This is a genomic window from Candidatus Enterococcus murrayae (genome assembly GCF_017315985.1).
Classification (GTDB): Bacteria; Bacillota; Bacilli; order Lactobacillales; family Enterococcaceae; genus Enterococcus_A; species Enterococcus_A murrayae.
Map to the genome: position 1 here is coordinate 57,696 of NZ_JAFLVR010000047.1, position 25,505 is coordinate 83,200.

The window sequence follows — 25,505 nt, forward strand, 5'->3', positions numbered from 1 at the left end:
GATTATTAATGGAATTAAGAGGAAAACAAAAACGTTTCTTACGCAGTCAAGCCCACCACCTACAACCAATTTTTCAGATTGGTAAAAATGGTGTCAATGACGCAATGGTTGTTCAAATCGCCGAAGCGTTGGAGAAGAGAGAATTAATCAAGATTAATTTATTGCAAAATACGGATGAGATGGCTGAAGATGTGGCCCATGTTTTAGAAGAAAAAATTAATTGTAAGATTGTTCAGATTATTGGTCGCGTATTAGTTTTATATAAAGCTTCAAGCAAAGAGAAGTACCAAAAAATATCAAAGGAAGTTAAAGCCATTTAAGCTTCAATTTATCTAATAATAGAGGAGGAATAACCGTTGTATCAAGATGTCTTAACAATTCCAAAAGTCAAACCAATGACAGATACCACAGTGCCTAAAAAACAGGTGGGACTGTTAGGGGGGAATTTTAATCCGATTCATCACGCACATTTAATGATTGCAGAGCAGGTCGGGCAAAAAATGGGATTTGATGAAGTACATCTGTTGCCGAGTTATTTGCCGCCGCATGTAGATGAAAAGAAGACGATCGATAGTGGGCATCGTTTGGCGATGGTCAAGCTGGCTATTGAAGACAATTCATTTTTGTCAGTTGATACAAGAGAGTTGGTTCGTAAGGGCAAAAGCTACACAGTTGATACGATGTTAGAGTTAACAGCGGAAAATCCTGATACAGAATACTATTTCATTATCGGGGGAGATGAAGTGGCGTATCTACCAAAATGGAATCGAATTGATGAATTGGTTCGCATTGTCAATTTTGTTGGTGTGAAGCGAGCAGGCTATGCGCAAGAAAGCCCTTATCCAATCATATGGGTAGATGTCCCTGAGATTCAGCTGTCGTCTTCCTATATCCGCAATCAGGTCAAACAGGGTTGCTCGATTCGTTACCTTGTACCTGATCGAGTACGAGAATATATCGCGGAAGAAGGATTGTATCTTGATGAAGTATAGTAGCAGATATACAGAAATGGATCGTGAAGCACTGATGCAAGCTGTGCAGATGCGAATGAGCGAACGACGTTTCAAGCACGTTTTAGGTGTTGAAGAAACAGCGATAGCACTGGCAGAACGCTTTGGGGAGTCGCCAGAAAAAGCGAGTATTGCTGCTTTAACGCATGACTATGCGAAGGAACGCTCTGATGAGGAGTTTCAATTGGCGATCGAACGAGGCAGCTATGAAAATAAAGCCGAATTATTGAAATATGGGAATGCGATTTGGCATGGGCTTGTTGGTGCAGATTTTGTTGCTCGTGAGTTGGGGATTACTGAAGCGGAAATTCTGGATGCTATTCGACTTCATACCACTGGAGCCGCTGAAATGACTTTGTTGGATAAGATTATTTACGTGGCAGATTATATCGAACCTGGAAGAAAGTTTCCTGGTGTAGAAGATGCTCGAGTCATTGCTTTTAGTGATTTGGATCAAGCTGTAGCTTTTGAAACTAAGCATACGCTATCTCATTTAATTGAGGAAGAAGATCCAGTCTATCCCAAAACGCTTGAAACTTATAACCGTTGGGTTGCCGGGATCCAATAGTTTAGTCAGCTTGTTCTCAACAAAATTTTTTAAGAAAGCAAAGAATAAATTGTTTAAGTTATTTAGATAAATGGATATGGTATGAAATAAGGAGGAGAATTATCATAGATAGTAAAAATATGTTAGAAATCGCTGTGAAGGCAGCTGATTCGAAACGCGCGGTTGATATCGTTGCATTAAATGTATCGCAGGTCTCATTATTAGCGGATTATTTCATGATTTGTTCCGCTAACTCTGATCGTCAAATCAATGCGATCGTGGATGAGATTATTGATAAAGAGGAAGAAGCACAGGTTAAAGTTAAACGTGTTGAAGGAAAAGATGGCGGGAAATGGGTTTTAATCGACTTGGGAGATTTGATCGTACACGTCTTTAGTACTTCAGAACGTGAATTTTACAATCTAGAAAAATTATGGTCGGATGCACCGTTAGAAAATATTGAGGCTTGGTTGGACTGATGGCATATGAGACCTTTGCGTTTGTTTATGATGAGGTAATGGATGAGTCTTTGTATCAGCAATGGCTGGATTTTTCATTGCGTCATTTGCCAAAGGCGACCAACCAGATTTTGGAACTAGCCTGTGGAACTGGTGCGCTAGCAGTGGAATTTGCTAAAAACGGTTTTGAAGTGACAGGTTTGGATCTATCTGAAGAGATGTTGACATTGGCCAGTGATCGTGCGTTTCAAGAAGACGTCTCTGTTAACTGGATTGCTGGAGATATGCTTGATTTAACAGATATAGGAAACTATCAGGCAGTGACATGTTTTTCTGACTCGTTGTGCTATATGCAAGACGCTACACAGGTTCAACAAGTATTTGAAGGTGTTTATCAGCTGTTAGAGGAATCAGGAATATTCATTTTTGATGTTCATTCGATTTATCAAATAGATGAAGTCTTTCCCGAGTATAGTTTTCACGATCAAACAGAAGATTTTGCTTTTCTTTGGGATAGTTATTCTGGTGATTCAGTGCACAGTATCGAACACTTTTTGACCTTTTTTGTAAAGCAAGGGGAAAAGTTCGAGCGATTTGATGAACTGCATAGGGAACGTACCTATCCTTTAGAACAGTATCAGGAAATGCTAACTGTGGCAGGCTTCAAAGTTGCAGTTTTTGCGGACTTTACTGACGAGGCTCCAAATGAAGCAAGTAAGCGCTGGTTTTTTGTTTGTCAGAAATAGCCGAGAGTAATCTCGGTTTTTTTGTTATTGGAAAGGGGTAGCGAAATGCGAAGTTGCGGAATAGTTGTAGAATATAATCCATTTCATAATGGTCATCGATATCATGTAAAAAAAGCTCGGGAATTGAGCAACGCGGATGTTATTGTTGCTGTTATGAGCGGGAATTTTCTTCAGCGTGGGGAACCGGCGATTATTGATAAATGGTCACGAACTAATGCAGCATTGCAAAATGGTGTTGATTTGGTCGTTGAACTGCCCTTTTCTTGGGCTGTTCAATCTGCAGACTATTTTGCTAAGGGCAGTGTTAAGCTATTACACGCATTGGGTTGTGATGCGCTGTGCTTTGGCACAGATGGTGCTTCCAAATTTGATTATGCGGATTATGGACGTTTTTTTCTTGAAAATGAGGCGGCGATTAATCGATTATTTCACGAACTGCCAATAGGTTGGAGTTATCCCGAAAAAATGGCTGAAGTTGTTTCGCAACTCTATCCAAAGGCGCAGGATTTTCCGCCAAATCATATTTTAGGTTTAAGTTATGCGAAGGAAAATGCATTGTATAGCCATCCGATGGAAATTTTTCCGTTGCCAAGAAAAGATCAGGGGTATCATGATGAGCTATTAGTCGCGGATCAGTTTGCTAGTGCAACTGGGATTCGACAGGCAGTTTTTTCGAATGAAGATGTTTCCGCCTATGTTCCAATGGAAACATTGAAGGACCTAAAAGAAACTCAAATTTCATGGGCAGATTTTTGGCCATTTTTAAATTATCAATTGCGCGCCGACTCTTTGGCAAGCCTTCGAAAGATTTATCAAATGAAGGAAGGATTGGAATATCGCTTAATTGAACAAAAAGCAGATAGTTTTTTTGATTATTTACAACTGGTCGGTACTAAACGTTATACTCAGCCGCGCATTCAACGTCTCTTGACCTATATTTTACTTCAGGTTAAAGAGTCAGAAATAAAGGCGGAGCAGGAAAATTCAATGCTGCATATTTTAGGCTTTTCTGAAAAGGGACAAGCATACTTAAATAAAAAGAAAAAACAATTTACTTTACCAGTTGCAGCAAAAATTGGACAACAAGAAAAAGAGAATCATTTTTTGACCTATCGCGCTGATCAGATTTATCAGTTGATCCATTCGCAAGAACAAACAATTGGTCGATTTCCTATTCGAGTATAAAAAATACTTTCCAAAGTCTGAGTCAGTCGTTATAATGGGAAAGTATGAAAATAACGAAAGAGAAGTGAAAATATGGGACGTAAATGGGCGAATATCGTAGCTAAGAAGACTGCGAAAGATGCAAACAACAGTAAAATTTACGCTAAATTTGGAATTGAGATTTATGCGGCAGCAAAATCAGGTGAACCTGATCCTCATGCCAATCAAAAATTACGTTTTGTTATTGAACGTGCTAAAACCTACAATGTTCCCAAACACATTATTGATCGAGCAATTGAAAAGGCTAAAGGTTCTGGGGACGAAACCTTCCAAGAATTGCGTTATGAAGGTTTTGGACCAAATGGCTCAATGGTAATTGTTGATGCCTTAACAAATAATGTGAATCGGACAGCATCAGATGTTCGTGCGGCTTTTGGTAAAAATGGAGGAAACATGGGTGTTTCCGGCGCAGTTGCTTATATGTTTGACAATACTGCATTATTTGGTTTTGCAGGAGAAGACGCGGACGAGGTCTTAGAGTATTTAATGGATAAGGATATTGATGTTCGTGATGTTGTGGATGAGGATGGACAAATTATTGTTTATGGAGAACCAGAAGACTTTAATGCAATTCAAGAAGCTTTGAAAGAAAAAGGGATCTCTGAATTCTCAGTTGCAGAAATGCAAATGATTCCTCAAAATGAAGTGATTTTAACTGGAGACGATCTAGAAAAGTTTGAGAAAATGATTGATGTATTGGATGAACTAGAAGATGTTCAACAAGTTTATCATAATGTTGAACTAGAGGATTAATCTATTTAAGAATAGCCGCCCAAAACCTTTTAGGTTTGGACGGCTATTTTTGTTTTTGACTAATAGTTTTACCAGAGCCTATTTCAATGATTCCTGAACATAGAGATTTTCTGGTATCATTTCCAATAATGGACTTTTTTCGCCAATGACTAAGAGATTCAACTCATGCATAGCTCGAGTACAAACCGTGTAAAGAATCAGTTTGTCCTGGTCCGTGTGATAATTCTCAGGTGAGATGTTCCAAGCAAAGACGCGATCAAACTCTAATCCTTTTGCCAAGTAAGTAGGGATAATGATCAGACTTTTTTTCATAAAGTCCTCTTCATCAGTCAGTAATTGCACTTGATTTCTTTGCTCAGGTGCTAATTGAGCGTAAAGTGCCTGACATTCTTCTACTGTTTTTGCGATAATCGCTGTCCGCCAGTATTTTGCCATTTCTGCTGTTGCTTCAATTTGATGAATTAATCCATCAATCATTTGCCGTGTTTCATTTGAGTAATAAACTTTTGGTAAATCACCAACACGGGCAGTAAGTTCAACGCGATTTTCCTGCGTAAGAAATTGATTGGCAAAGTGAGTGATTTCTTCAGTCGAACGATAACTGGTAGTCAGTTCGAAATGGGTCAATGACTGGTCAGGGAAAATCTCTTCTAAAGAATGAACCATACTTTCATTACCAAAAACTTTTTGATTCAAGTCACCACACAAAGTATATGTTGCTTTCGGATATAAATGACGCAACAAAGCAACTTGTGCTGGAGAAAAATCCTGCATCTCATCGATAAAAATGAAACGAGCTTTTTGATTCACATCGAATGGATGAATGGATTTCATTAAAAGAAACATCAAAGTCCCGTCCTCTAAACTGATATCTTTCCGTTTAAAATCGGTTCGTAATGCTTCAAGCATCGAGCGCCAATTTTCCTCTGTTAATTGGTAGTGCTTTAATAAATGGTTTGATAGATTCTGTAAAAAATGGAGATACTGTTTTGCGTAGTTAATGAAACCAAACCGATTGATTTGTCTGCGAATAGGACGCAATTTTTTGCGTACGACTTTTTGAGCTATCTGACGACGTAAACGACGTTCAGCCTTTTCAGAGTCTTCCATATCGGGATTATTGACAAATACAGCTTCAACTAGTTCATCAGCAGCTTTTTTTGCCCAATCCTTTTTCATTTCATCTTTTTCTAAGCCAGCTAATTTTTTTAACAGTTTTGTTTGCAGCAGCTGCATACGTTGGTACATTGGTAATTCTGGATTGGCTTCTTGGTACCAATTGCGAATTTGTTTTTTTGAGATTAAAATATCTTGTTTTAACTTAAGATCGCGAAACAATGGACCCAAATCCGCGATCCGCTCAACATACTTATAGAGCTCTTGAACGATCGCATAGCTGCTTTTTACGCGTAATACTCGGTCATCTTGCCCTGAAAGAAAAACCTCTTCATGACTTTCTTCAGTATGAATGTGATAAGTAGGTAATAAGGCACTCAAAAAGGTTTTAAATGTTTCCGTAGGGATGCCGCTTTCACCAAGTGAAGGCAATACGGTCGAAATATAGTCTGAAAAAATATGATTAGGCGAGAATAGTAAAACTTGTTCATTATCTAACCATTTACGATTATGGTAAAGTAGATAAGCAACACGCTGCAGCAGTGCAGAAGTTTTTCCGCTACCTGCAATTCCTTCCACTACTAAAACTTTGCTCTTCGTATCGCGAATAATCTCATTTTGTGAACGTTGGATCGTTGCTACGATATTCTTCATGTGATTGGATGAGGCTTCGTCTAAAATTTCTAGTAGAAAATCATCATTTATTGCCTCTGACGTATCAACCATCGACAATATTTGTCCTTCACGGATTTTAAATTGACGCTTCAGCAACAACTCGATTGGAATAATAGCATCATGAGCCTCATACTGTGTGTTTCCTAAAGTTCCTTCATAGTAAAGATTAGCGATTGGTGCCCGCCAGTCAATGACAACTGTTTCTTCCTGTGTATCCCGTAGAGAAGCGATGCCTAGGTAAAGAGTCTCAGCTTCTTGATCCTCTTTAAAATCAATCCGTGCAAAATAAGGATTTTCACCCATCAATTTCAAAACTCTTTGACGCTTTTCTTGTGAAGCATAGGTTTGGTAGCGTAAAAGCAATTCGGCTTCGTGTTGTCGCGTATCTGCCATTGTGTCGGCCAATGCTTCGAAGGAACCACCTTGAATTTTTTGTCCAGCATTTTCTAACATATCTGTATCAAATTTTGATTTTGTTTCTTTTTTTTGGCTATCTAAAAATGCGATCTCTTGTTGGATCAAAGCGCTTGTCTGCTGGACGTGCTCTTGTTCGTACTCTCTTGCATTCATTGAGCAATCCCCCTTTGTTTTTCCTTCAACTGTTTATAACAGCATAATAGTATAGCACATAAGAGCGAGGAGAAGCAAAAAGCTGATTTCAACAAAAACAGAGATAGAAAATCTATCTCCATTTTTGTTGAAATCAGCTTAATCCATCATGTGCTCGTTGAATTTGAGCGAGATCAATTTTTTTCATTTTATACATTTCTTGAGTTGCGCGTCGCGCCTTTTGAGAATCTGGATCATTGGTCCATTCCAGCAGCTTATCATTGACCGTTTGCCAATAAACACCGTAACGATCTTCCATCCAGCCACAAGGCCATTCCTTGCCGTCAGTAGTGAGTGCCTCCCAAGCATGGTCAATATCTGCTTGATCCTTAAAATAAAAGTAAAAAGAGTTGGCCATGGAAAAATCAAAATCGTGTTTCTCTGGACTATCCATGATAATCAGGTCCTGCCCCCGAAGCTGAAAACCAGAAGCGCGGAGCCGCTCTTCTTTTCCTTTAATTATAAATGTTTGTTTCCCACCGAAAACCTTAATCCATTCATCGACTGCGGCTTGAGCCAGACCGTAATTTTCATTAGCAAACATGATGCATGGAATAATTGTTTGCAGGCTATCGCCTAAGCGAACTTGCCATGAAAAGCCATAACGATCATTTGTCCAACCAAATTTTCCGAGTTCTGGATAAGTTGTTAAGGGCATCAAAGTTTGTCCATTTTGATTCAATCGTTCCCAAACGCTATTCAATTGCTTTTCATTCTCACAATTGACAACATAAGAAACAGCGGGAGTTGGTTTGAAATCGGCACCACCATTTAATAAGAGGAATTCGCACCCAGCTAGTTCTAACCCAATCGTTAATAGATCCCCGATTTTTCCATGTTCATCAGTAATAAAATGCGTTTCTTTCAATTTCTTACTATCTTCAAATGTATTTAAATAGAAGTCGGCTGCTTCAGCTAAGTGATTATCAAACCAAAGGCAGCAGCCAAATTGCTGTTCCATGAAATTTCATCCTCCCTTCAGTAAAGATTGATATGCCAATTTACTCCGTACGGGTCTTTGACCATTCCATACAGTTCTGCCCAGAATGTTTTTTCAAGCGGAAGCAAAACAGCTCCCTTTTCTGCTAATAGTTGGAAAACTTCTGATGCTTCTTCAACTGTCGCGGCATTGAAAACTAAAGCAACGTTATTTCCAACAATTAATGGAGGAGCCATACCTTCAGGGCTGTCAGAGACCATGACGTTTGTATCGTTGATTTTCAGATTAGCGTTCATTACTAAATCCTTCATGCTTTCATCAACAGGATGGTTGTCGTCATGCGGCATGTCTCCAAAAGTCATAATTTTTGCAGGCTCTGTTTTGAATACTTTCTCGTAAAAGGCGATTGCTTCTGCAGCTTGGTTTTTAAAATGCAAATAGATATCCATGCTATTTCCTCCAATCTTGTGCCTATACTTTACCACGAAGAAAGGGCTATCAATAACAATTTGACTCATATAAAACGATAAAAGGTACTGCTTCAGTAAACTGCTCTTATTAAAAGAAATAGAAAGCTGCTTTCTTCGACTGTTTGACAAAGATTTATGGTATTGTCTGATATGAGGGACAATAGTGTAGATCGAATCCTCATTTTATTCCTAATTATGATAAAATATGAGACGATAGAAATATAAAATTCAAAGGAGCGATTCATTATGCCATTCGTGCACATTGAGTTAGTTGAAGGAAGAACGGAAGAGCAGTTAACTAAAATGGTGGAAGAGGTAACCGAAGCAGTGTCAAGAACAGCTGGAGCACCAAAGGAAAACATCCATGTTATTGTTAATGAAATGAAAAAAGGAAAATATGCACAAGGCGGCAAGTGGAAATAATAATTTATATTATACTTGCATTTCAAATCAATAAGTGTTTATAATTACTTTGTAATTGATTGATGAAGAAAGACACCTGAACTTGAAGGCTGTTTAACAGAGAGGAAAAGCAAGGCTGAAACTTTTCCAGACAAGCACAAGGAATGACCACTTTCTGAGACTTCTGTGTAAAAACAGAGGCGGAATAGCGCCGTTATCGCTTGTGAGGGACAGAGATGCTGTCCAAAGATTAGGTGGAACCACGTTTATTCGTCCTAGTACCGTTATGGGTACTAGGACTTTTTTATTCGTATTCCGTTTATCGAACTCGCTTATCAGCAGTACGCAAAATTTTCGATAGTTGAATAGTTTTACAGGAAGATTTTTAGTTTTTATTTCTGTAAGATGCGATGATTGATTTTGCGCAATTACTAATAACTACGACTTAAAAGCTGAGCAAATTCGAGAAGCCTTTCTTATTATCAATCAAAAACTAATTAAGGGGGAACTACAGGATGGTAAAAATTTCATTTCCAGATGGATCAGCAAAAGAATTTGACAATGGTATTACTGGTTTAGAAATCGCGAAAAGTATTTCCAGTTCATTAGCAAAAAAAGCATTGGCTGTTGTAGTAAATGGGGAACTCGAAGATTTAAATCGGGTAATTGAAGAAGATGCAGAGTTAAAAATTATAACTGAAAAAGATGAAGAAGCCTTACCGCTTATCCGTCATTCAAGCGCACATTTAATGGCGCAAGCAATTCGTCGTCTATTTCCGAATATGCATTTTGGTGTGGGACCGGCAATTGACACAGGTTTCTATTATGATACGGACAATGGTGAAACTCAAATCAGCGAAGAAGATTTTCCGGCGATCGAAAAAGAAATGAAAAAGATTGTGAAAGAAAATTTACCGATTGAACGAAAAGTTATGAGTCGTCAAGAAGCGTTAGATTTCTTTAGCTATGATCCTTATAAGGTAGAATTGATCACAGATCTTCCAGAAGACGAGGTCATTACTGCTTATACACAAGGGGAATTTACTGACTTATGTCGTGGACCTCACGTGCCATCAACTGGGAAAATCAAAATCTTCAAATTATTGTCTGTGGCAGGTGCTTACTGGCGCGGAAATTCTGATAATAAAATGATGCAACGAGTTTACGGCACAGCTTTCTTTAATCAAGCTGATTTAGATCATTTCTTGCAGATGCGTGAAGAAGCCAAAGAGCGCGATCATCGTAAACTAGGAAAAGAGTTAGATTTATTTATGATCTCTCAAGAAGTAGGATCAGGTCTGCCATTCTGGTTGCCAAAAGGTGCAACAATTCGTCGGATTATTGAACGTTATATTGTTGATAAAGAAATTTCCATGGGTTATGAACATGTATATACTCCGGTCTTGGCTGATACGGGCTTATATAAAACATCTGGTCACTGGGATCACTATAAAGACGATATGTTCCCAATCATGGACATGGGTGATGGCGAGGAATCATTAGTTCTGCGTCCAATGAACTGCCCGCACCATATGATGATCTACAAAAACCATATCCACTCATACCGTGAATTGCCAATTCGGTTAGCTGAGCTTGGAATGGATCACCGTTATGAAAAATCTGGTGCACTATCAGGCTTGCAGCGCGTTCGTGAAATGACAATGAATGATGCACACATCTTTGTTCGTCCTGACCAAATCAAAGAAGAGTTCCGTCGTACATTAGATTTGATTTTAGAAGTATACAAAGATTTTGGTTTTGAAGATTATCGTTTCCGTCTAAGCTATCGCGATCCTGAAAATACTGAAAAATACTTCGATGATGATGCTATGTGGGAAAATTCGCAACGTCTATTGAAGGAAGTTATGGATGAATCAGGCTTTGATTATTTTGAAGCAGATGGTGAAGCGGCCTTCTATGGTCCGAAATTAGATGTACAGGTGCAAACAGCGCTTGGAACAGAAGAAACATTGTCAACAATTCAATTTGACTTCTTACTGCCTGAACGTTTTGATCTTACTTATATTGGTGAAGATGGGAAGGAACATCGTCCTGTTGTTGTTCACCGTAGTGTGGTTTCAACAATGGAACGATTTACTGCATATTTGATTGAACAATACAAAGGAGCTTTCCCAACTTGGTTAGCACCAGAACAAGTGGCGATCCTGCCAGTATCACCAGAGCATCATGGGGATTATGCTTATGAAGTCAAAGATCGTTTAGTCCGTGAAGGTGTTCGTGTTGAAGTCGACGACCGTAACGAAAAACTTGGATATAAGATTCGTCAAGCGCAAACACAAAAAATTCCTTATCTATTGGTAATTGGTGACAAAGAAGTAGAAAGTGCTTCTGTAAATGTTCGTCGTTATGGTAGCGAGGAACAAGAAGCACAAGATTTGAATATGTTCGTTGAGGCGATCAAAGATGATATTGACAATCTAAGTCGTAATTAAAAAGAATGACATGTTTTCGTACCATCAGACTGTAGACAAAGTCCACTTTTTTTGGATGATGTCTACAGTTTTTTCTTTTATTTGTTCTGCTTTGATACTTTGAATGAAATAAGTAGAAAAAGTATTAACTGGCACAAACCGAAACTTTCGATTCATTTGTGGAAAACTTTTTAAAGAAAATGCGTAATAACCGCTTTTCAAATTATCGGAGTTTTCCACAAAAAAAAGAACCGAAAAATGTTTCACGAAAAATAATTTTTTAATTGGTTGGAAACCCACGTTTTATGCAAATGAATATATAAATTAAAAATTCTTTCATCTTACCGTGAAACACTTCTCTTTTTTTATCGTGAAATAAATGAAAGTTTTTAAACTATGGTAAAGGAACTATGATTAATCCTTTTGAAAAAACTCTTTTTCGGCTACAATAAGACAAGTAACTGTCAAAGTGGAAGGAACAGATGAATGAAACTAACGAATCCATTTAAGAAATTTTTTGAAAAACTGAAGCTTGCGGACGAAAGTGGCCGCAATCAAAATAAAAGCCACATACCTTTTAGATTGAACTTTTTATTTTTTATCATCTTTGCACTGTTTGTAATTCTAGTCACACGATTGGGCTATCTGCAAATAGTTGAAGGTGATAAGATGAAGGCGGAAATGAAGGCTTCAACGACTATCACTGTAAAAGAAAATGCACCTCGTGGTGTAATTTATGATGCCAAAGGTACAGCCTTAGTCAATAATACCGGGAATTCTGCAATCACCTTTACCCGAAGCAATATGATGCAGAGCGAAGACATTCTTGAATTAGCGATTGAGCTAAATAAATTGATTGATGTTCCAGTTGATGAAAGTCTAACCACTAGAGACAAGAAAGATTATTGGTTAGCAGATCTAAAGAATAGAAAAAAGGCCGAAGAGCGGCTTTCTTTTAAAGAAAAAAATCTTGATAATACCAACGAATATCAAAAATTAGTTGATAAAGTCAAAGATAGTGAAATTCAGCTCGATGAAGAACAGCTTAAGGTTGCAACAATTTTTAAACGTATGAATGCAGCATCAGCACTGAGCACGGTTTTTGTAAAAAATGAAGGTGTGACTAAGGAAGAATTAGCAGTAGTTGCTGAACATGCTTCAGATCTGCCCGGTGTGTCCACGGGAATTGACTGGGATCGTTCATACAATGATGATTTAGATGGTTCACTAAAAAGTATCTTAGGAACGATCACAACGGAAAAAGAGGGACTGCCTGCCGAAGAAGCAGATGAACTATTGAAAAAAGGTTACGCTCGCAATGATCGTGTAGGTAAGAGCTATTTAGAAAAGCAGTATGAAGAACAGCTTCAAGGTAAAAAAGGCGAATATAAAGTTACCTTGAATCAAAATGGCAACATCGAGAAACAAGAAGAGATCAAAAAGGGTGAAAAAGGATCGAATATTGTTTTAACTATCAACTCTGACTTCCAGAAGAAGGTTGAAGATATTTTGAAAAAACACTATCAAGGCTTAGTTGATAGTGGTGTTGCGAAGTATTCGCCTGGAGCTTATGCCGTTGCAGTGAATCCTAATACTGGCGAGGTTTTAGCTATGACAGGCTTTACTCACGATTCAAGTAGTAAAGAAATAGAAGAAAATACATTAGGAACAATCACTAGTGCTTTTGAACCTGGTTCAGTCGTTAAGGCTGGTACTATTACAGCTGGCTATCAAACTGGGGCAATAACAGGAAATGATACCTTAATCGATCAGCCGATCAAATTATCTGGTACTGCGTTAAAAGGATCGATCTATAACAAATCTTTGGGAACTCAAATTCCAGTGAATACAGTAAAAGCTTTAGAATGGTCATCCAATGCTTATATGATGCAAATTGTTTTAAGGATGCTGGGGGTTCAATACCAGCAAAATATGACTTTACCTGAAAGTGCCTCCTCTAAAGAAATGTATGATAAATTGCGAAATGCATTTGCAGAATACGGCATGGGTGTGAAGACACAAATTGATTTACCAAACGAATCACCTGGCTTAATCAATGATCAATTTGGTACAGATAATGCCCCTGGAGGCGGAAATCTGCTTGACTTGTCATTTGGGCAGTATGACACATATACGCCAATGCAATTAGCGCAATATGCTGCAACAGTAGCAAATGGCGGAACTAGAATCGCGCCGCATGTTGTAAAAGGAATCTATGGCAATAATGACAGCGGCGGATTAGGAAAGCTTCAACAAGAAATTACTGGTAAAAAATTGGATCAGGTAAATATCACAGCTGAGCAGATGGGAATCATTAAACAAGGCTTCTATCAAGCTGTCCACGGAAGTGATCCTTATACGACTGCCAAAGATTTAGCCTCAGCAAAACTAGATCCAGCTGCAAAAACAGGTACGGCCGAAACCGTGGTATCAGTCAATGGACAAGCAGTGAACACCATTAATAGCAATATCGTGGCTTATGCTCCTCACGACAATCCTCAAATTGCTATTAGTGTGATGTTGCCAAATTTAGATGAAGAGCATGATGATACAAACAAAGCTATTGCAAAAGACATAATAAATGCATTTGCAGAGACATATGGCGTACAATAAAGCTAAGGAGCTGTGCTCCTTAGCTTTTTATGATGGAGTCATATTTTTCTTGAACGAGAGGAACGTTAAAAGGATTCTCATTGGATTGGATCACTTTGACAGCATAGGAAAAATACGCGATTTTCCAAAGAGAATGAATACGTTTATATGAAAAGGAGAGCTAAGTATGTCAGTATACGATTTTAAAGTGAAACAAACAGATGGAGCCGAAAAGTCTTTATCAGATTATCAGGGAGAAGTCATCTTGATCGTCAATACCGCAACTGGATGTGGATTTACGCCACAATATGAAGGATTACAAAATTTATATAATCAGTATAAAGACAAAGGATTTGAAATTCTTGATTTTCCTTGCAACCAATTTGGAAATCAAGCTCCTGGTACTGATGTAGAAGTTGCAGAATTTTGTCAGTTGAAATATCATACGACATTTCAAACTTTTACTAAGATCGATGTTAATGGAGAAAATGAAGATCCGCTTTACAGTTATTTGAAGAGTGCGCAAGGTGGTTTACTTAACAAAGCAATCAAATGGAATTTCACAAAATTCTTGATCGATCGCGAAGGAAACGTGGTAAAACGCTATGCGTCACAAACTAAGCCCGAAGATATTGCGCAGGACATTGAAACATATCTCTAAAATCGTCAAGTAGAATTACTTAACGAATTTGATAAAAAGACTGGTCAAGAAAATAAAAACATGATATGATATCAAAGTCTGAGAAATATCTTGGAAAACTTGTTTTTACAAGGGAGGGAAAATCATGCGCGTAAATATCACTTTAGAATGTACTTCTTGTAAAGAACGTAACTACCTAACAAATAAAAACAAACGTAACAATCCTGATCGTTTGGAAAAAATGAAATATTGCCCACGCGAACGCAAAGTTACTTTGCATAAAGAAGTAAAATAATCGCAACTACGAGTCAGCAATCAAATTTGATTGCTGGCTTTTTTTATTACTCAGAGAAACTTGCATAACTTTTTCAGAAATCTACATAAAATCTTCACAGAATCCTAAACAAAAGCTAACTTTACAATGATAAAACTAGTTATTAAACAAATCAATTATGGAAAGGAAGGATTAGATGCGCAAAGTTCCACCGATTTTGAAGCCGATTGCACTGCTAACATTGTCAATATTAATTGCTACGACATCGGGAATTTTAAATAATTCTAGCTATCGTCAAGTGAAGGCTACGACACCGACGACAGAATCAAGTACTACTGGCACTAACGATTCTTCTCGTGATTTAAATAGTATTACTAGTGAGACAAGTACAATCAATGAACAATCAGAAATAGAAGAACCTGAAAGAAATGAGAACATCGTGGACAGTACGAACGGAGACAATCGAATGGAGGAAACGCAATCTTCAATTTCTACTACTTCCGAGGTGCCTTCATCTTCAACAGAGGAATCTCAAACAACTCCGACACAACAGCAACAGCCGGCGAATGGACCGATAGGCTCAGAGGAAGGTGATAGTCAATGACTCTGCTATTAGATATTATTAATGGACTAAATAAATTTTTAGGCTTTTTAGATATTAGTCCAAAATATTCGAATAGAGCGTATACGTTGTTAAGCATAATACCAACTGTATACATTTTAAGAATTGTATACGGTCTGTGGCTCAATCAAAATTATCTGCAATTAGTGATCTATAGTTTAGTTTTTATTGGGTTGGTTTATTTCATTGTCTTAAATTTCTTTTATTATTTTTTAGACAAAAACTTAAAAGGAGATATTACGCAGCTTTTTGTTAAATATTTACCTGATGATGCTTTCAATATCCAAAATGAAAAAGCCAAAAAAGCAAAGAAAGTTTTCGAACAGGCTCAGGAAATACCTGTTGAGTTCAATGAAGACTATCAATTAAAATTAGTTGAAAACATTCAGGCTCTAATAGACGGAAAAGAAATTACTACTCGAGATATAACGAAGCAAGAAGGGTTCTTGATCGATGAAAATACGCTGTATCCCTATTACTATGTGAAACAGATAGATTCTGCGACCTATCAGCTACAGATAGGAAAAAATTATCGTGAATTGGAAACCATTGGTAGGATTCGTCAAAAAGAGCCGTTACGACCGATAGGATTATTTATTGTTGGTGGAGACTTTGTTAAGGAGGGGGTTCGTTATCATGAACCTTATCGATTGAAATTCTTAGCCAAAAAAGAAGAGGTCACAGCGGCTAAGCGTACACGTCGCAGCAAAAAATAAAATGCCGTCTGATTGAGACAACTTCTGTTGAAGGAGTACTCGATCAGATCGGCATTTTTTATTTTAAAACATCCTGGATATTTTCGACCATTTTGGTATAAGCGATTGGTCCATTGTATAACCAGCTTGAGTTACCGTCAAATTCATACAAATGTTTATTTTTCACCGCTGGAATATTACTCCATAAAGGATCTTTAAACATTGCAGCACCAGAATCACTGTTAACTAGGAAAATATAATCTGCATCAAGCTGCGACAGACTCTCTAAAGAAACTTGTGAGAAATCGGCAGTTGCCTTTTTACTGATCTCTTTGGTTAATTGTGGAACTTCAAAGCCTAGCTCCTGATAAAGCAGTTGACCGCTAGAGCGAGTATCTGCCACCATAAACGCAGAATTATTCGTTACCCATAAAACAACAGCAGACTTGCCTTTGATTTTGTCTTTTAAATCTTTTTTGGTCTTTTCAATTAGTTGGTCATAGTCCTTTTCGACATCTTTGGCTTGTTCTTCTTTGCCTAAAACTTTTCCAACGTCCTCTAGCTGATCACGCCAAGTAACATTATCGCCATTTTTAACAACATAGGTAGGTGCGATTTTAGAATACTCTTTATATTTGCCACCTTCAAGAGAGCCATTTGAGCCGATTAATAATAGATCAGGTTCAAATTTTAAAACATCTTCGTAAGGCAGATCGTAATTGATTGTTGGAGTACCTTTTAGTTCATCTTGTAAATAATTTTGTATTTTTCCCTCGCCGACCGTCCATTGGGCAACTGGTTTTTCATCCAAGGCGACTAAATAATCCTCTAAGTATGAGGCGATGATCCGCTTAGGCTTTTCAGGAATATCGACTTTGTGGTCTTGGGCGTCGGTCAGGGTTCGAAGATCATTATCTTTATCTTTACTTTCACTGCTTTGTCCACAAGCTACTAAGCTAAAAAGCGCTATCAGAAAAGTCGTACTTAAAGCTATTTTTTTAAACATAAAAAAACTCCTTCAGAATTAATTGAGAAATGTTCTCAATTAATATTATTACCGAAAGAGAAAAGAGTGTCAACAGTGAGTTTTCTTTCATCAATGGTTGACGATGATGATAAAGAAGGTCATAATTGAGAACGATTATCAGAGAAAAGGGGAAGGTCTATGACAAAATTAACTACGGCCGATCTTTCAATTGGATACGATAAAAAAATAGTTGTGAAAGACATCACAGTAGAAGTTCCCGAAGGACAAATCACTAGTTTAATTGGTCCAAATGGTAGTGGAAAGTCGACTTTACTGAAAGCTTTAGCTCGGATTCTTGAGCCGGCTCAAGGAGAAGTCCTTATTAATGATGAGAATGTTCAACGTTTGGATACTAAAGCAGTCGCTCAAAAAATTGCTTCGCTATCACAAACAAGTAATCCAGTAAATGGATTGACTGTTGAAGAAATTGTATCACATGGACGATTTCCTTATCAAAAAGGCTTTTCAGGTTTAAAAGAACATGACCATCAATTGATTCAATGGGCTTTGGAAGCTACGAATTTGCAGGGATTAAAAGAACGCACACTGACAACGTTATCCGGTGGGCAACAACAACGAGTTTGGATTGCAATGGCGCTGGCACAGGATACAGATATTTTAATTTTGGATGAGCCCATTACTTTCTTAGATCCAGCGCATCAATTGGAGATCTTGGAGTTGCTACAAGAGATCAATCGACAGGGGAAAACTATCCTGATGACGATTCATGATTTGAACCACGCGTCACGTTTTTCCGATTACTTACTAGGGATGAAAAAGGGTGAGCTGATTTTTCAGGGATCACCAAAGGAAATTTTTACAGCAGATAAGTTATTAAACTTGTTTGATATCCAAGCGACTTTTGCTACATTCCCTGATACGGATAAACCCTTAGTTGTTGCGTATGATTTAGTGAAGGAGCACTAATAAATGACTAAACGAACATATTTTTTTCCAATTGTTGTGGTATTACTTATAGCAGCAATGATTTTATCCTTAAGATATGGAGCGGTTACGAGTAAGTGGGGAGATGTCTCCAAGGCTGTACTGGCTTTTGACCCTGCTAGTCAGGGTCAGCAGTTAATCCGTTATTTACGGTTGCCGCGAATGTTGGGTGCTGTTCTGGTTGGTGCTGCTTTTGCGATATCTGGGGCTTTGATCCAAGGAATCACTTCCAACCCCATTGCTGATTCAGGTCTGCTAGGAATCAATTCTGGAGCAGGGTTGGGTCTTGCTGTAGTATTTGCATTGAATGCCAATCCTTCTCCAGGTGCGGGGGTATTTGGTTCATTTATAGGAGCATTGGTTTCGATTTTGCTGATTTATTTGGTTTCTACCAAAGTTTCTTTTGGTTTATCTCCAGTTCGGATTGTTTTATTGGGAGCAGCATTAAGCTCTTTCTTTACGGCTGTTAGCCAAAGTATTGGGTTACTATTCAACTTGAATCAAGACATGACTTTTTGGTTTGTTGGTGGAACAGCCAATCTTTCTTGGAATCAACTGCAAGTCATTTTTCCGTTGATTGGTTTAGGAATTATCGGTGCTTGCTTGATTAGTCCGCAAATAACTTTACTGAGTTTAGGAGAAGATACGGCGACTTCACTAGGAAAAAATCCCAGTCGAATTCGTCAATTGAGTTTGTTTCTTGTCTTATTGTTAGCAGGAAGCTCGGTGGCGTTGGTTGGAACTATCAGCTTTCTGGGGTTGATTGTTCCTCACGTGGTCCGTTTTTTTGTTGGGCATGATTATCGTTTTGTGATTCCAGCTTCAGGAATATTTGGTGCTTTATTTTTTGTTGTAGCTGATATTGCTTCTAGACTAGTCGCACCACCTTTAGAAACACCAGCTGGAGTGATTATTACGATCATTGGTGTGCCATTTTTACTTTTGCAGATTAGAAAGGGAAGCTTATGAGGAAAAAAATTGGTTGGTTAGTCTTGCTTCTTCTGCTGATTATTGGAATAATCCTTAGTCTTATTGTTGGCACGATCCCATTGTCTTTAAATGATTTGCTGCGAGTTTTTCAAAAAACTGCAACTAGTAGTCAGCAATTGATCGTTTTTGATTTTCGTTTTCCACGACTACTGGTTTCTATAATGGCAGGTATGGGGTTAGCGGTATCTGGCTATCTCTTTCAAACAATCACACACAATGATTTAGCCGATCCCGGAATTTTGGGAATCAATGCAGGAGCGGGATTGACGGTTTTAGTCTACTTAGGTTTTTTTGCTTCGGGAGAAAGTAGCTGGTATTTGCCGTTGATCGCTTGTGCAGGTAGTTTTATTGCGACCGGACTGGTTTATTATTTTGGACGTCAGTCTGAGCGGCTCACACCTAATCGACTGCTTTTAGCTGGTATTGCGGTGAATGCTGGGATCTCGGCCTTAACATTAATGGGGACTATTCGGGTTTCTAAGGATAATTATCAATTTGTAACAGCCTGGCTTGCTGGGACAATATGGGGGACGACCCAACAACATGTTTTGCTGCTATTACCATGGATGATCTGCCTGTTGCCCTTAATCTTACTACGAGGCCGATCATTGGAAGTACTGGAGTTGGGCGATGAAGTGGCTGTTGGGTTAGGTATAAAATTGAAGCAAACGCAGCTGTTCTTTTTAGTTTGTGCGGTCTGCTTAGCAGCAGTAAGTGTTTCAATTGCTGGCAGTATCAGTTTTATCGGCTTGATTGCCCCCCACATCGCTCGTCAAATAACAGGTCGTAAAAATAATCAAACGTTAGTGATGACGGCCATTATTGGCGGAATCTTATTATTGTTTAGTGATATTTTAGCTAGAGTAATCTTGCCGAATGGTGAAATGGCTGCGGGTATTATTGTTTCATTGATTGGTGCACCATACTTTGTTTTGTTGCTGTTGAAAAAAAATAATTAGAAATGAGGAAGAATCAGATGGGGTGGACGACAGTATGGAGTCATGCGCAAAGAGGAATTGCGCATCATTGTGCTTCAAAGGGAACTGTACAATTAACGTTGCGGCAAATTGTCCCAGCAAAAAAAATTCGTTTGGTTTTCAAGAATGAGTATGGAACTCAAAAACAAAAAATTCAAAATCTCTCTTTTAAAACAAATGAAAAAAGTGAAATGATTCCAGATTTTACTATAGATCCAGGAGAAATTGTTAAAACAGCATCCATTTTAATTGATCCTAAGGCAGAAAAATGGCAAATTTGTTTCCATGTATCTACAAGTGAGAGCGGCTTTTCATATGAAGATGCTGATATTTTCACGGGAGCTAGAGAAATGGATTTTTGTTCGGGATTGATGGCAATTGAAGCTGAAATCACGGGACAATGTGTAGTAGCATTCGGTGACTCCTTAACTGAAGGAGCAACTTGGACAGCACCATTACAGAGGAGCCTGCGTAAACAAAATATTTATTTGGTCAACCAGGGTATCAACGGCAGCTGTCTGCTAAAATCGAATAGCGATATATCGACTAAAGATTCACAAAATTTTTTTTACGGCTATAGTGGTGTACAGCGCTTGAAAAATTGTTTGAACAGTCATTGCAATGTTGAAAAGGTCATAATATTTATTGGTATAAATGACTTAATCAATGGCGAGCTCACATTGGAAAGTTTTCAAGTAGAAATAGAAAAGATGATTCAATTATGCGAGAGATACAATGTTGCTTATCAACTGTGTACGTTAACCCCTTGCTTAGGATATTTAGAAATGAATGAAGCAAAAGAAGTACTGCGAAAAGAAATCAATACTTGGTTAATCAGAAACTTTGATGACTTATGGGATTTTTCGACAATCGTTGAAGGGACACAAGGATGCTTGAAAAGGACTTTTGATAGCGGAGACCATTTGCATTTTAATGCTATCGCTGGTTTGGCTATTGCTCGACAAATTTCTAGTGATTTTGTTAAAGGGGAGTAATCCCCTTTTTATTCTGTTTCAATTTTGTTAGTATTTCTAGATAAGAAGGTGAATGAATGGAGAAAGAAAAGCTTCGACAGCTGGCGATAAACAGACTGCAAAAGATAGCTAGTAACGGAGAAAGGCAAGTTCAAGTTGAGCTTATTCTCGCCAATTTTTTTAAAAGTAAGGCGTGGAAAGAATCTGCTTCTATTGGTGTGACGATGGCGACTCAATTCGAGTTCCCAACATCACCGTTGATTCAATGTGCTTTTGCGGCTGGTAAGAAGATAGCTGTACCTAAATCATTACCAAAAGGTGAGATGGTTTTTCATTGGATCAATCATAAAACAGATTTTTATACTACAAAATTTGGCGTTGAGGAACCTATGATTGAAGATACGGCAACGTCTGATGAGTTGGATCTATTGGTTGTTCCGGGTTTAGTTTTTAATAGAGCTGGCTATCGTATTGGTTTTGGCGGTGGGTATTATGATCGGTTTTTAGCAGATTATAAAGGGAGGACCTGCAGCTTTGTTTTTGCTGAACAATTGATGGAGGAATGGCAAACAGAAGAATTCGATCAGCCGGTTCAGCAATTATTTCTTTCTTGAGCAGTGTAAATGAAGCATGAACGATTAAAAATTTGAAAGAGGTGGATATATGAGAAAAGATAAGCCTTATGTGATGTATACATTTTTTGCAATTAATACAATTGTTTTCTTGATGCAATACTTATTGTCTGGGTTATCAATTGAAAATCAATTAGGTATGTTCGCACCATCAGTTATTTGGCACCATCAGTATTGGCGCTTTATCACACCGATGTTTATTCATTTTGGCTTGATGCATTTCGCATTAAATGGTGTCGTCCTTTATTATATGGGACAGCAATGTGAAGCTATTTTTGGTCATTGGCGGTTCGCGATCATCTATTTATTAAGTGGTGTGATGGGAAATTTTGCGAGTTTTGCTTTCAATCAACCAACTACTTTATCTGGCGGTGCCAGCACAGCAATCTTTGGTCTATTTGGAGCATTCTTGGTAGTTGGTCTCCACTATCGTGATAATGGAGCAGTTCAAGCATTGACTAGACAATTTGCGTTGTTCATTTTACTGAATTTAGCTTTCGGAATGTTTGACTCAACAATCGATATCTGGGGGCATTTAGGTGGCATTGTTGGTGGGGCGTTGTCTGGCTGGACATTGGCAGTTCCTCATTCTCAGGATCGCTTTACTACTCGTGCACGGATTACCGCTGGATTATTTTTTATCTTTGCAATCGTGCTTTTTGTCTTATTCGGTTTAAGAAAATTTAGTTTGTAACAATAGCTGCGGACGAAAATGTCCGCTTTTTTTAATAAACGATGCTCTAGTATTAAGAAATTTTTTTTAAACGAATTATTCATGAAATAAAGCATAGGATGTTTTTAGTGAGTCACAATCGGCTTTTCACTATTGTTAACATACAAAAATAGAAAAAGTGAGCTTCAATAGAGCTTAAGCTTTTTTCGAAATTGCTACCTAAATAATGTGAGTTACATGATGATTTTACTCTCCATAATTGAAAAAGAGAAATGAATCTAGCGACATTTCTAGATGTCTAGCTGATTCAATTTGCGACGGATGGAACAATATTATAGAATATAGAGTGGATTAGTGTCCTTTTTTAAAAAATGGAATAGGAAATAAAGAATAGGCTATAAAAAAGAAAAATTTTTCTGTATAATACTAGGGATGTGGTTTGATGGAAAGTTTATATGATGTGCAGCAGCTATTAAAACAGTTTGGTATTTATATTTATGTTGGAAAACGAATATATGACATCGAATTGATGCAGATTGAATTGAAAAATTTGTATGAGAGCCGTGTGATTGATCGAGATACTTATCTGCAAGGCTGGGGCATTTTAAAACGAGAACATCACATTGAAGAAAGTCGAGAAGGTGACTAGAGTGGATAAAAAATTATTAGGTATTGACTTAGGCGGGACAACCGTGAAATTTGCTATTTTGACTGAAACAGGTGAAATTCAGCAAAAGTGGAGTATTGAGACGAACATTTTAGATGATGGTTCACATATTGTGCCAGATATTATTGATTCGATTAATCATCACTTATCTCTATATGATATGAAACCTGAACAGTTTATGGGTATTGGTATGGGGACTCCCGGTAGTGTCGATGTTGAGGCAGGAACAGTCATTGGAGCCTATAATCTGAATTGGACGACGTTACAGCAAGTCAAAAGCGAGATTGAAAAAGGAACGAAAATCAAATTTAGTATTGATAATGATGCCAATGTAGCTGCTTTAGGCGAACGCTGGAAAGGTGCTGGCGACAATGAGCCAGATGTAGTCTTTATGACCTTAGGGACAGGTGTTGGCGGAGGAATCGTAATGAATGGTCAATTGCTGCATGGTATAGCGGGTTGTGCTGGTGAAATCGGACATGTGACAGTTGATCCAAACGGTTTTGAATGTACCTGTGGCAAACGTGGCTGTCTAGAAACAGTAGCCAGTGCAACCGGAGTCGTTCGAGTTGCACGTCAACTGGCAGAAGAGTATGCAGGCGGCTCAAAATTAAAGGCTCGTTTAGACAATGGAGAAGACATTACAAGCAAAGACGTTTTTGAACTAGCAGAGGTTGACGGGGATGACCTGGCTTTAATGGTTGTTGATAAAGTGACTTTCTATTTGGGACTAGCTTGCGGAAATATCGGAAATACGTTAAATCCATCCTCAATTATTATTGGCGGCGGCGTTTCAGCGGCTGGTGAATTTTTACGTAGCCGTGTTGAAAATTACTTTAAAGAATTTACTTTTCCACAGGTACGGGAGAGTACAAAAATCAAACTAGCAGAATTAGGAAATGAAGCTGGTGTTATCGGTGCCGCTTCTTTAGCTAAATAGATTAAAAGTAAGAGAGGAATCAAGCTATGTCAATTTGGTGGAAAATTAATATTGTACTAATATCGGTAATCGCATTATTTGCTTTGTATGAGCTGATAGTCCGAATCATGATGAGGCGTTCTGCAAAAATTATTTCTCAGGAAGAATTTCAAGCAGGGATGCGCAAGGCTCAGATTATTGATGTTCGCGAACGAGATGAGTTCAATGCAAAGCATATTTTAGGAGCGCGTAGTTTTCCGTTCAGTATGCTGAAAGAAACATTTGGCTCTTTGCGAAAAGATCAACCGATCTACATCTATGATCATAATAAAGCGGTTAGTGCCCGCGCTGCAAACATGTTACGTAAAAAAGGGTATAAAGATTTGTACATTCTTAAAGGCGGTATGCAAGAATGGACTGGAAAAGTGAAACAGAAAAAAAACGATTAATTTTTTGGCGGCTGGATAAATGTTCGGCCGTTTTTATTTTTTTTATATCAAGAGAGAGCTGCGATTTTGTTAAATTGACGGAATATTAAATTGCGCTTATTATGGAAGCTGTAAACTTTTACAGAGTGCTATACAATGAAACAAATGCCTATCATTGAACAGATTAGCGATAAAGAGAAAAGCAAAACAGCACTTTTCTGTAAGAAAATAAAGAAGAACTAGGAGAATTAAATGAGTATAAAGTTAGTTGCCATTGATCTAGATGGAACACTATTAAATGATCATCATGAGATCAACCAGCCAGTGATTGATTGCATTAAGGAGGCTCGCAAAGCCGGTGTCTATGTAGTTCTTTCTACGGGACGTCCGTTATCAGGGACTAAATCACAATTAGAGGTGCTAGGATTAGATGCTGAAGACGATTATATCATTACTTACAACGGGGCTTTAGTTTTGAATACGAAAACATGGGAGATTGTAGCGGAACATAGTTTGACGAGAGAAAACTATTTAGAGATCGACCATCTGGCTCGTATGTTAGATGTTCATTTGCACATTGCAGACAAGCAGGCGATGTATACAGCTAATCGAGATATCAGCCCTTATACAATTTTGGAATCCTATTTAGTCAACATGCCGCTGCATTTTCGAACACCAGAGGAAATTGCTGCAGAGGTGTCGCCAGTTAAGATGATGATGATTGATGATCCAGCAATTCTAGGCGAAGCGTTCAAAAAAATTCCAGCTGCTTATTTTGAACGATATACGATTGTTCGCAGCACACCATTTTTCTTAGAGGTACTAAATCCTAATGCTAGTAAAGGTTTGGCTCTGAAAGAATTGAGTGAACATCTTGGAATACATCAATCAGAGGTAATGGCAATTGGGGATGCGGAAAATGATTTATCAATGATCGAGTTTGCTGGCACTGGTGTAGCGATGGGGAATGCGAGTGAGACAATCAAAGCCGCTGCAGATTATACCGTAGCGACAAACTTGGAAGACGGTGTGAAAGAAGCTTTTGAGCGTTGGGTACTAAAATAATTT

General features: G+C 38.1%; 28 protein-coding genes. 24 read left to right on the forward strand and 4 right to left on the reverse strand.

The window, feature by feature from the left end:
• Positions 1-8: 8 nt before the first annotated feature.
• The 7 genes from yhbY (at position 9) to JZO85_RS17670 (ending at position 4,738) form a co-directional block, all read left to right on the forward strand.
• Entirely contained in the window at positions 9-320 is a 312-nt protein-coding gene (gene yhbY, locus JZO85_RS17640) for a ribosome assembly RNA-binding protein YhbY (RefSeq protein ID WP_207109823.1), read from the forward strand.
• A gap of 36 nt (positions 321-356) precedes the next feature.
• Positions 357-992: a nicotinate-nucleotide adenylyltransferase gene (locus JZO85_RS17645; protein ID WP_207109824.1), complete on the forward strand. Its 636-nt coding sequence runs from the start codon at positions 357-359 to the stop codon at positions 990-992.
• Positions 982-1,578 (forward strand): bis(5'-nucleosyl)-tetraphosphatase (symmetrical) YqeK, encoded by a 597-nt coding sequence (gene yqeK / locus JZO85_RS17650; RefSeq protein ID WP_207109862.1) that lies wholly within the window; start codon positions 982-984, stop codon positions 1,576-1,578. Before JZO85_RS17645 ends, yqeK begins: the two co-directional genes overlap by 11 nt.
• 101 nt (positions 1,579-1,679) lie before the next feature.
• A complete protein-coding gene (gene rsfS, locus JZO85_RS17655) occupies positions 1,680-2,036 on the forward strand; it encodes a ribosome silencing factor (protein WP_347401806.1) in 357 nt (118 codons plus the stop codon).
• Positions 2,036-2,761 carry a class I SAM-dependent DNA methyltransferase gene (locus JZO85_RS17660; RefSeq protein ID WP_207109826.1) on the forward strand — a complete coding sequence of 242 codons (726 nt, stop codon included), beginning with the start codon at positions 2,036-2,038 and terminating at the stop codon, positions 2,759-2,761. The genes rsfS and JZO85_RS17660 overlap by 1 nt, the downstream gene beginning before the upstream one ends.
• 45 nt (positions 2,762-2,806) lie before the next feature.
• Positions 2,807-3,946: a nucleotidyltransferase gene (locus tag JZO85_RS17665; protein WP_207109827.1), complete on the forward strand. Its 1,140-nt coding sequence runs from the start codon at positions 2,807-2,809 to the stop codon at positions 3,944-3,946.
• Positions 3,947-4,018: 72 nt separating this feature from the next.
• On the forward strand, positions 4,019-4,738 hold the full coding sequence (locus JZO85_RS17670; RefSeq protein ID WP_207109828.1) for a YebC/PmpR family DNA-binding transcriptional regulator: 720 nt from the start codon (positions 4,019-4,021) through the stop codon (positions 4,736-4,738).
• 78 nt (positions 4,739-4,816) lie between these two features.
• Here JZO85_RS17670 and helD read toward each other — a convergent pair whose 3' ends face one another.
• The 3 genes from helD to JZO85_RS17685 form a co-directional block, all read right to left on the reverse strand.
• A complete protein-coding gene (gene helD, locus JZO85_RS17675) occupies positions 4,817-7,099 on the reverse strand; it encodes an RNA polymerase recycling motor HelD (RefSeq protein WP_207109829.1) in 2,283 nt (760 codons plus the stop codon).
• A gap of 133 nt (positions 7,100-7,232) precedes the next feature.
• Positions 7,233-8,099, reverse strand: a complete 867-nt coding sequence (locus JZO85_RS17680; protein WP_207109830.1) for a VOC family protein — start codon at positions 8,097-8,099, stop codon at positions 7,233-7,235.
• 17 nt (positions 8,100-8,116) lie between these two features.
• Positions 8,117-8,527, reverse strand: a complete 411-nt coding sequence (locus tag JZO85_RS17685; protein ID WP_207109831.1) for a VOC family protein — start codon at positions 8,525-8,527, stop codon at positions 8,117-8,119.
• A gap of 267 nt (positions 8,528-8,794) precedes the next feature.
• Here JZO85_RS17685 and thmT point away from each other — a divergent pair, with 267 nt between their 5' ends.
• From thmT to JZO85_RS17720, 7 genes are all read left to right on the forward strand, one after another.
• Positions 8,795-8,971 carry a 2-hydroxymuconate tautomerase gene (gene thmT, locus JZO85_RS17690; protein ID WP_207109832.1) on the forward strand — a complete coding sequence of 59 codons (177 nt, stop codon included), beginning with the start codon at positions 8,795-8,797 and terminating at the stop codon, positions 8,969-8,971.
• A 494-nt stretch (positions 8,972-9,465) separates the two neighbouring features.
• Positions 9,466-11,403, forward strand: a complete 1,938-nt coding sequence (gene thrS, locus JZO85_RS17695; RefSeq protein ID WP_207109833.1) for a threonine--tRNA ligase — start codon at positions 9,466-9,468, stop codon at positions 11,401-11,403.
• A 465-nt stretch (positions 11,404-11,868) separates the two neighbouring features.
• The gene (locus JZO85_RS17700; RefSeq protein ID WP_207109834.1) at positions 11,869-13,995 is read left to right on the forward strand and encodes a penicillin-binding transpeptidase domain-containing protein; all 2,127 of its coding nucleotides are present in this window, start codon (positions 11,869-11,871) and stop codon (positions 13,993-13,995) included.
• A 166-nt stretch (positions 13,996-14,161) separates the two neighbouring features.
• Entirely contained in the window at positions 14,162-14,635 is a 474-nt protein-coding gene (locus JZO85_RS17705; protein ID WP_207109835.1) for a glutathione peroxidase, read from the forward strand.
• Between the two features lie 124 nt (positions 14,636-14,759).
• Positions 14,760-14,909, forward strand: coding sequence for a 50S ribosomal protein L33 (rpmG, locus tag JZO85_RS17710; RefSeq protein WP_010740369.1), 150 nt, complete (start codon positions 14,760-14,762; stop codon positions 14,907-14,909).
• A gap of 175 nt (positions 14,910-15,084) precedes the next feature.
• Positions 15,085-15,492: a hypothetical protein gene (locus JZO85_RS17715; RefSeq protein ID WP_207109836.1), complete on the forward strand. Its 408-nt coding sequence runs from the start codon at positions 15,085-15,087 to the stop codon at positions 15,490-15,492.
• A complete protein-coding gene (locus JZO85_RS17720) occupies positions 15,489-16,226 on the forward strand; it encodes a DUF6681 family protein (protein WP_207109837.1) in 738 nt (245 codons plus the stop codon). The genes JZO85_RS17715 and JZO85_RS17720 overlap by 4 nt, the downstream gene beginning before the upstream one ends.
• Before the next feature lie 58 nt (positions 16,227-16,284).
• Here the strand turns inward: JZO85_RS17720 and JZO85_RS17725 are convergent, their stop codons facing one another.
• Complete coding sequence (locus JZO85_RS17725; protein WP_207109838.1) at positions 16,285-17,211, reverse strand: ABC transporter substrate-binding protein; 927 nt, start codon at positions 17,209-17,211, stop codon at positions 16,285-16,287.
• Between the two features lie 159 nt (positions 17,212-17,370).
• Here JZO85_RS17725 and JZO85_RS17730 point away from each other — a divergent pair, with 159 nt between their 5' ends.
• The 10 genes from JZO85_RS17730 (at position 17,371) to yidA (ending at position 25,502) form a co-directional block, all read left to right on the forward strand.
• Positions 17,371-18,159 carry an ABC transporter ATP-binding protein gene (locus JZO85_RS17730; protein WP_207109839.1) on the forward strand — a complete coding sequence of 263 codons (789 nt, stop codon included), beginning with the start codon at positions 17,371-17,373 and terminating at the stop codon, positions 18,157-18,159.
• 3 nt (positions 18,160-18,162) lie between these two features.
• Positions 18,163-19,146 carry a FecCD family ABC transporter permease gene (locus JZO85_RS17735; protein WP_207109840.1) on the forward strand — a complete coding sequence of 328 codons (984 nt, stop codon included), beginning with the start codon at positions 18,163-18,165 and terminating at the stop codon, positions 19,144-19,146.
• Entirely contained in the window at positions 19,143-20,126 is a 984-nt protein-coding gene (locus JZO85_RS17740) for a FecCD family ABC transporter permease (protein WP_207109841.1), read from the forward strand. Before JZO85_RS17735 ends, JZO85_RS17740 begins: the two co-directional genes overlap by 4 nt.
• A gap of 17 nt (positions 20,127-20,143) precedes the next feature.
• On the forward strand, positions 20,144-21,139 hold the full coding sequence (locus JZO85_RS17745) for a GDSL-type esterase/lipase family protein (protein WP_207109842.1): 996 nt from the start codon (positions 20,144-20,146) through the stop codon (positions 21,137-21,139).
• A gap of 56 nt (positions 21,140-21,195) precedes the next feature.
• A complete protein-coding gene (locus tag JZO85_RS17750; RefSeq protein WP_207109843.1) occupies positions 21,196-21,732 on the forward strand; it encodes a 5-formyltetrahydrofolate cyclo-ligase in 537 nt (178 codons plus the stop codon).
• 49 nt (positions 21,733-21,781) lie between these two features.
• A complete protein-coding gene (locus tag JZO85_RS17755) occupies positions 21,782-22,444 on the forward strand; it encodes a rhomboid family intramembrane serine protease (protein WP_207109844.1) in 663 nt (220 codons plus the stop codon).
• Between the two features lie 421 nt (positions 22,445-22,865).
• A complete protein-coding gene (locus JZO85_RS17760; protein WP_207109845.1) occupies positions 22,866-23,072 on the forward strand; it encodes a YqgQ family protein in 207 nt (68 codons plus the stop codon).
• A gap of 1 nt (position 23,073) precedes the next feature.
• On the forward strand, positions 23,074-24,030 hold the full coding sequence (locus JZO85_RS17765) for an ROK family glucokinase (RefSeq protein ID WP_207109846.1): 957 nt from the start codon (positions 23,074-23,076) through the stop codon (positions 24,028-24,030).
• Between the two features lie 26 nt (positions 24,031-24,056).
• Entirely contained in the window at positions 24,057-24,458 is a 402-nt protein-coding gene (locus JZO85_RS17770; RefSeq protein ID WP_207109847.1) for a rhodanese-like domain-containing protein, read from the forward strand.
• Between the two features lie 231 nt (positions 24,459-24,689).
• Positions 24,690-25,502, forward strand: a complete 813-nt coding sequence (gene yidA / locus JZO85_RS17775) for a sugar-phosphatase (protein ID WP_207109848.1) — start codon at positions 24,690-24,692, stop codon at positions 25,500-25,502.
• Positions 25,503-25,505 lie beyond the last annotated feature (3 nt).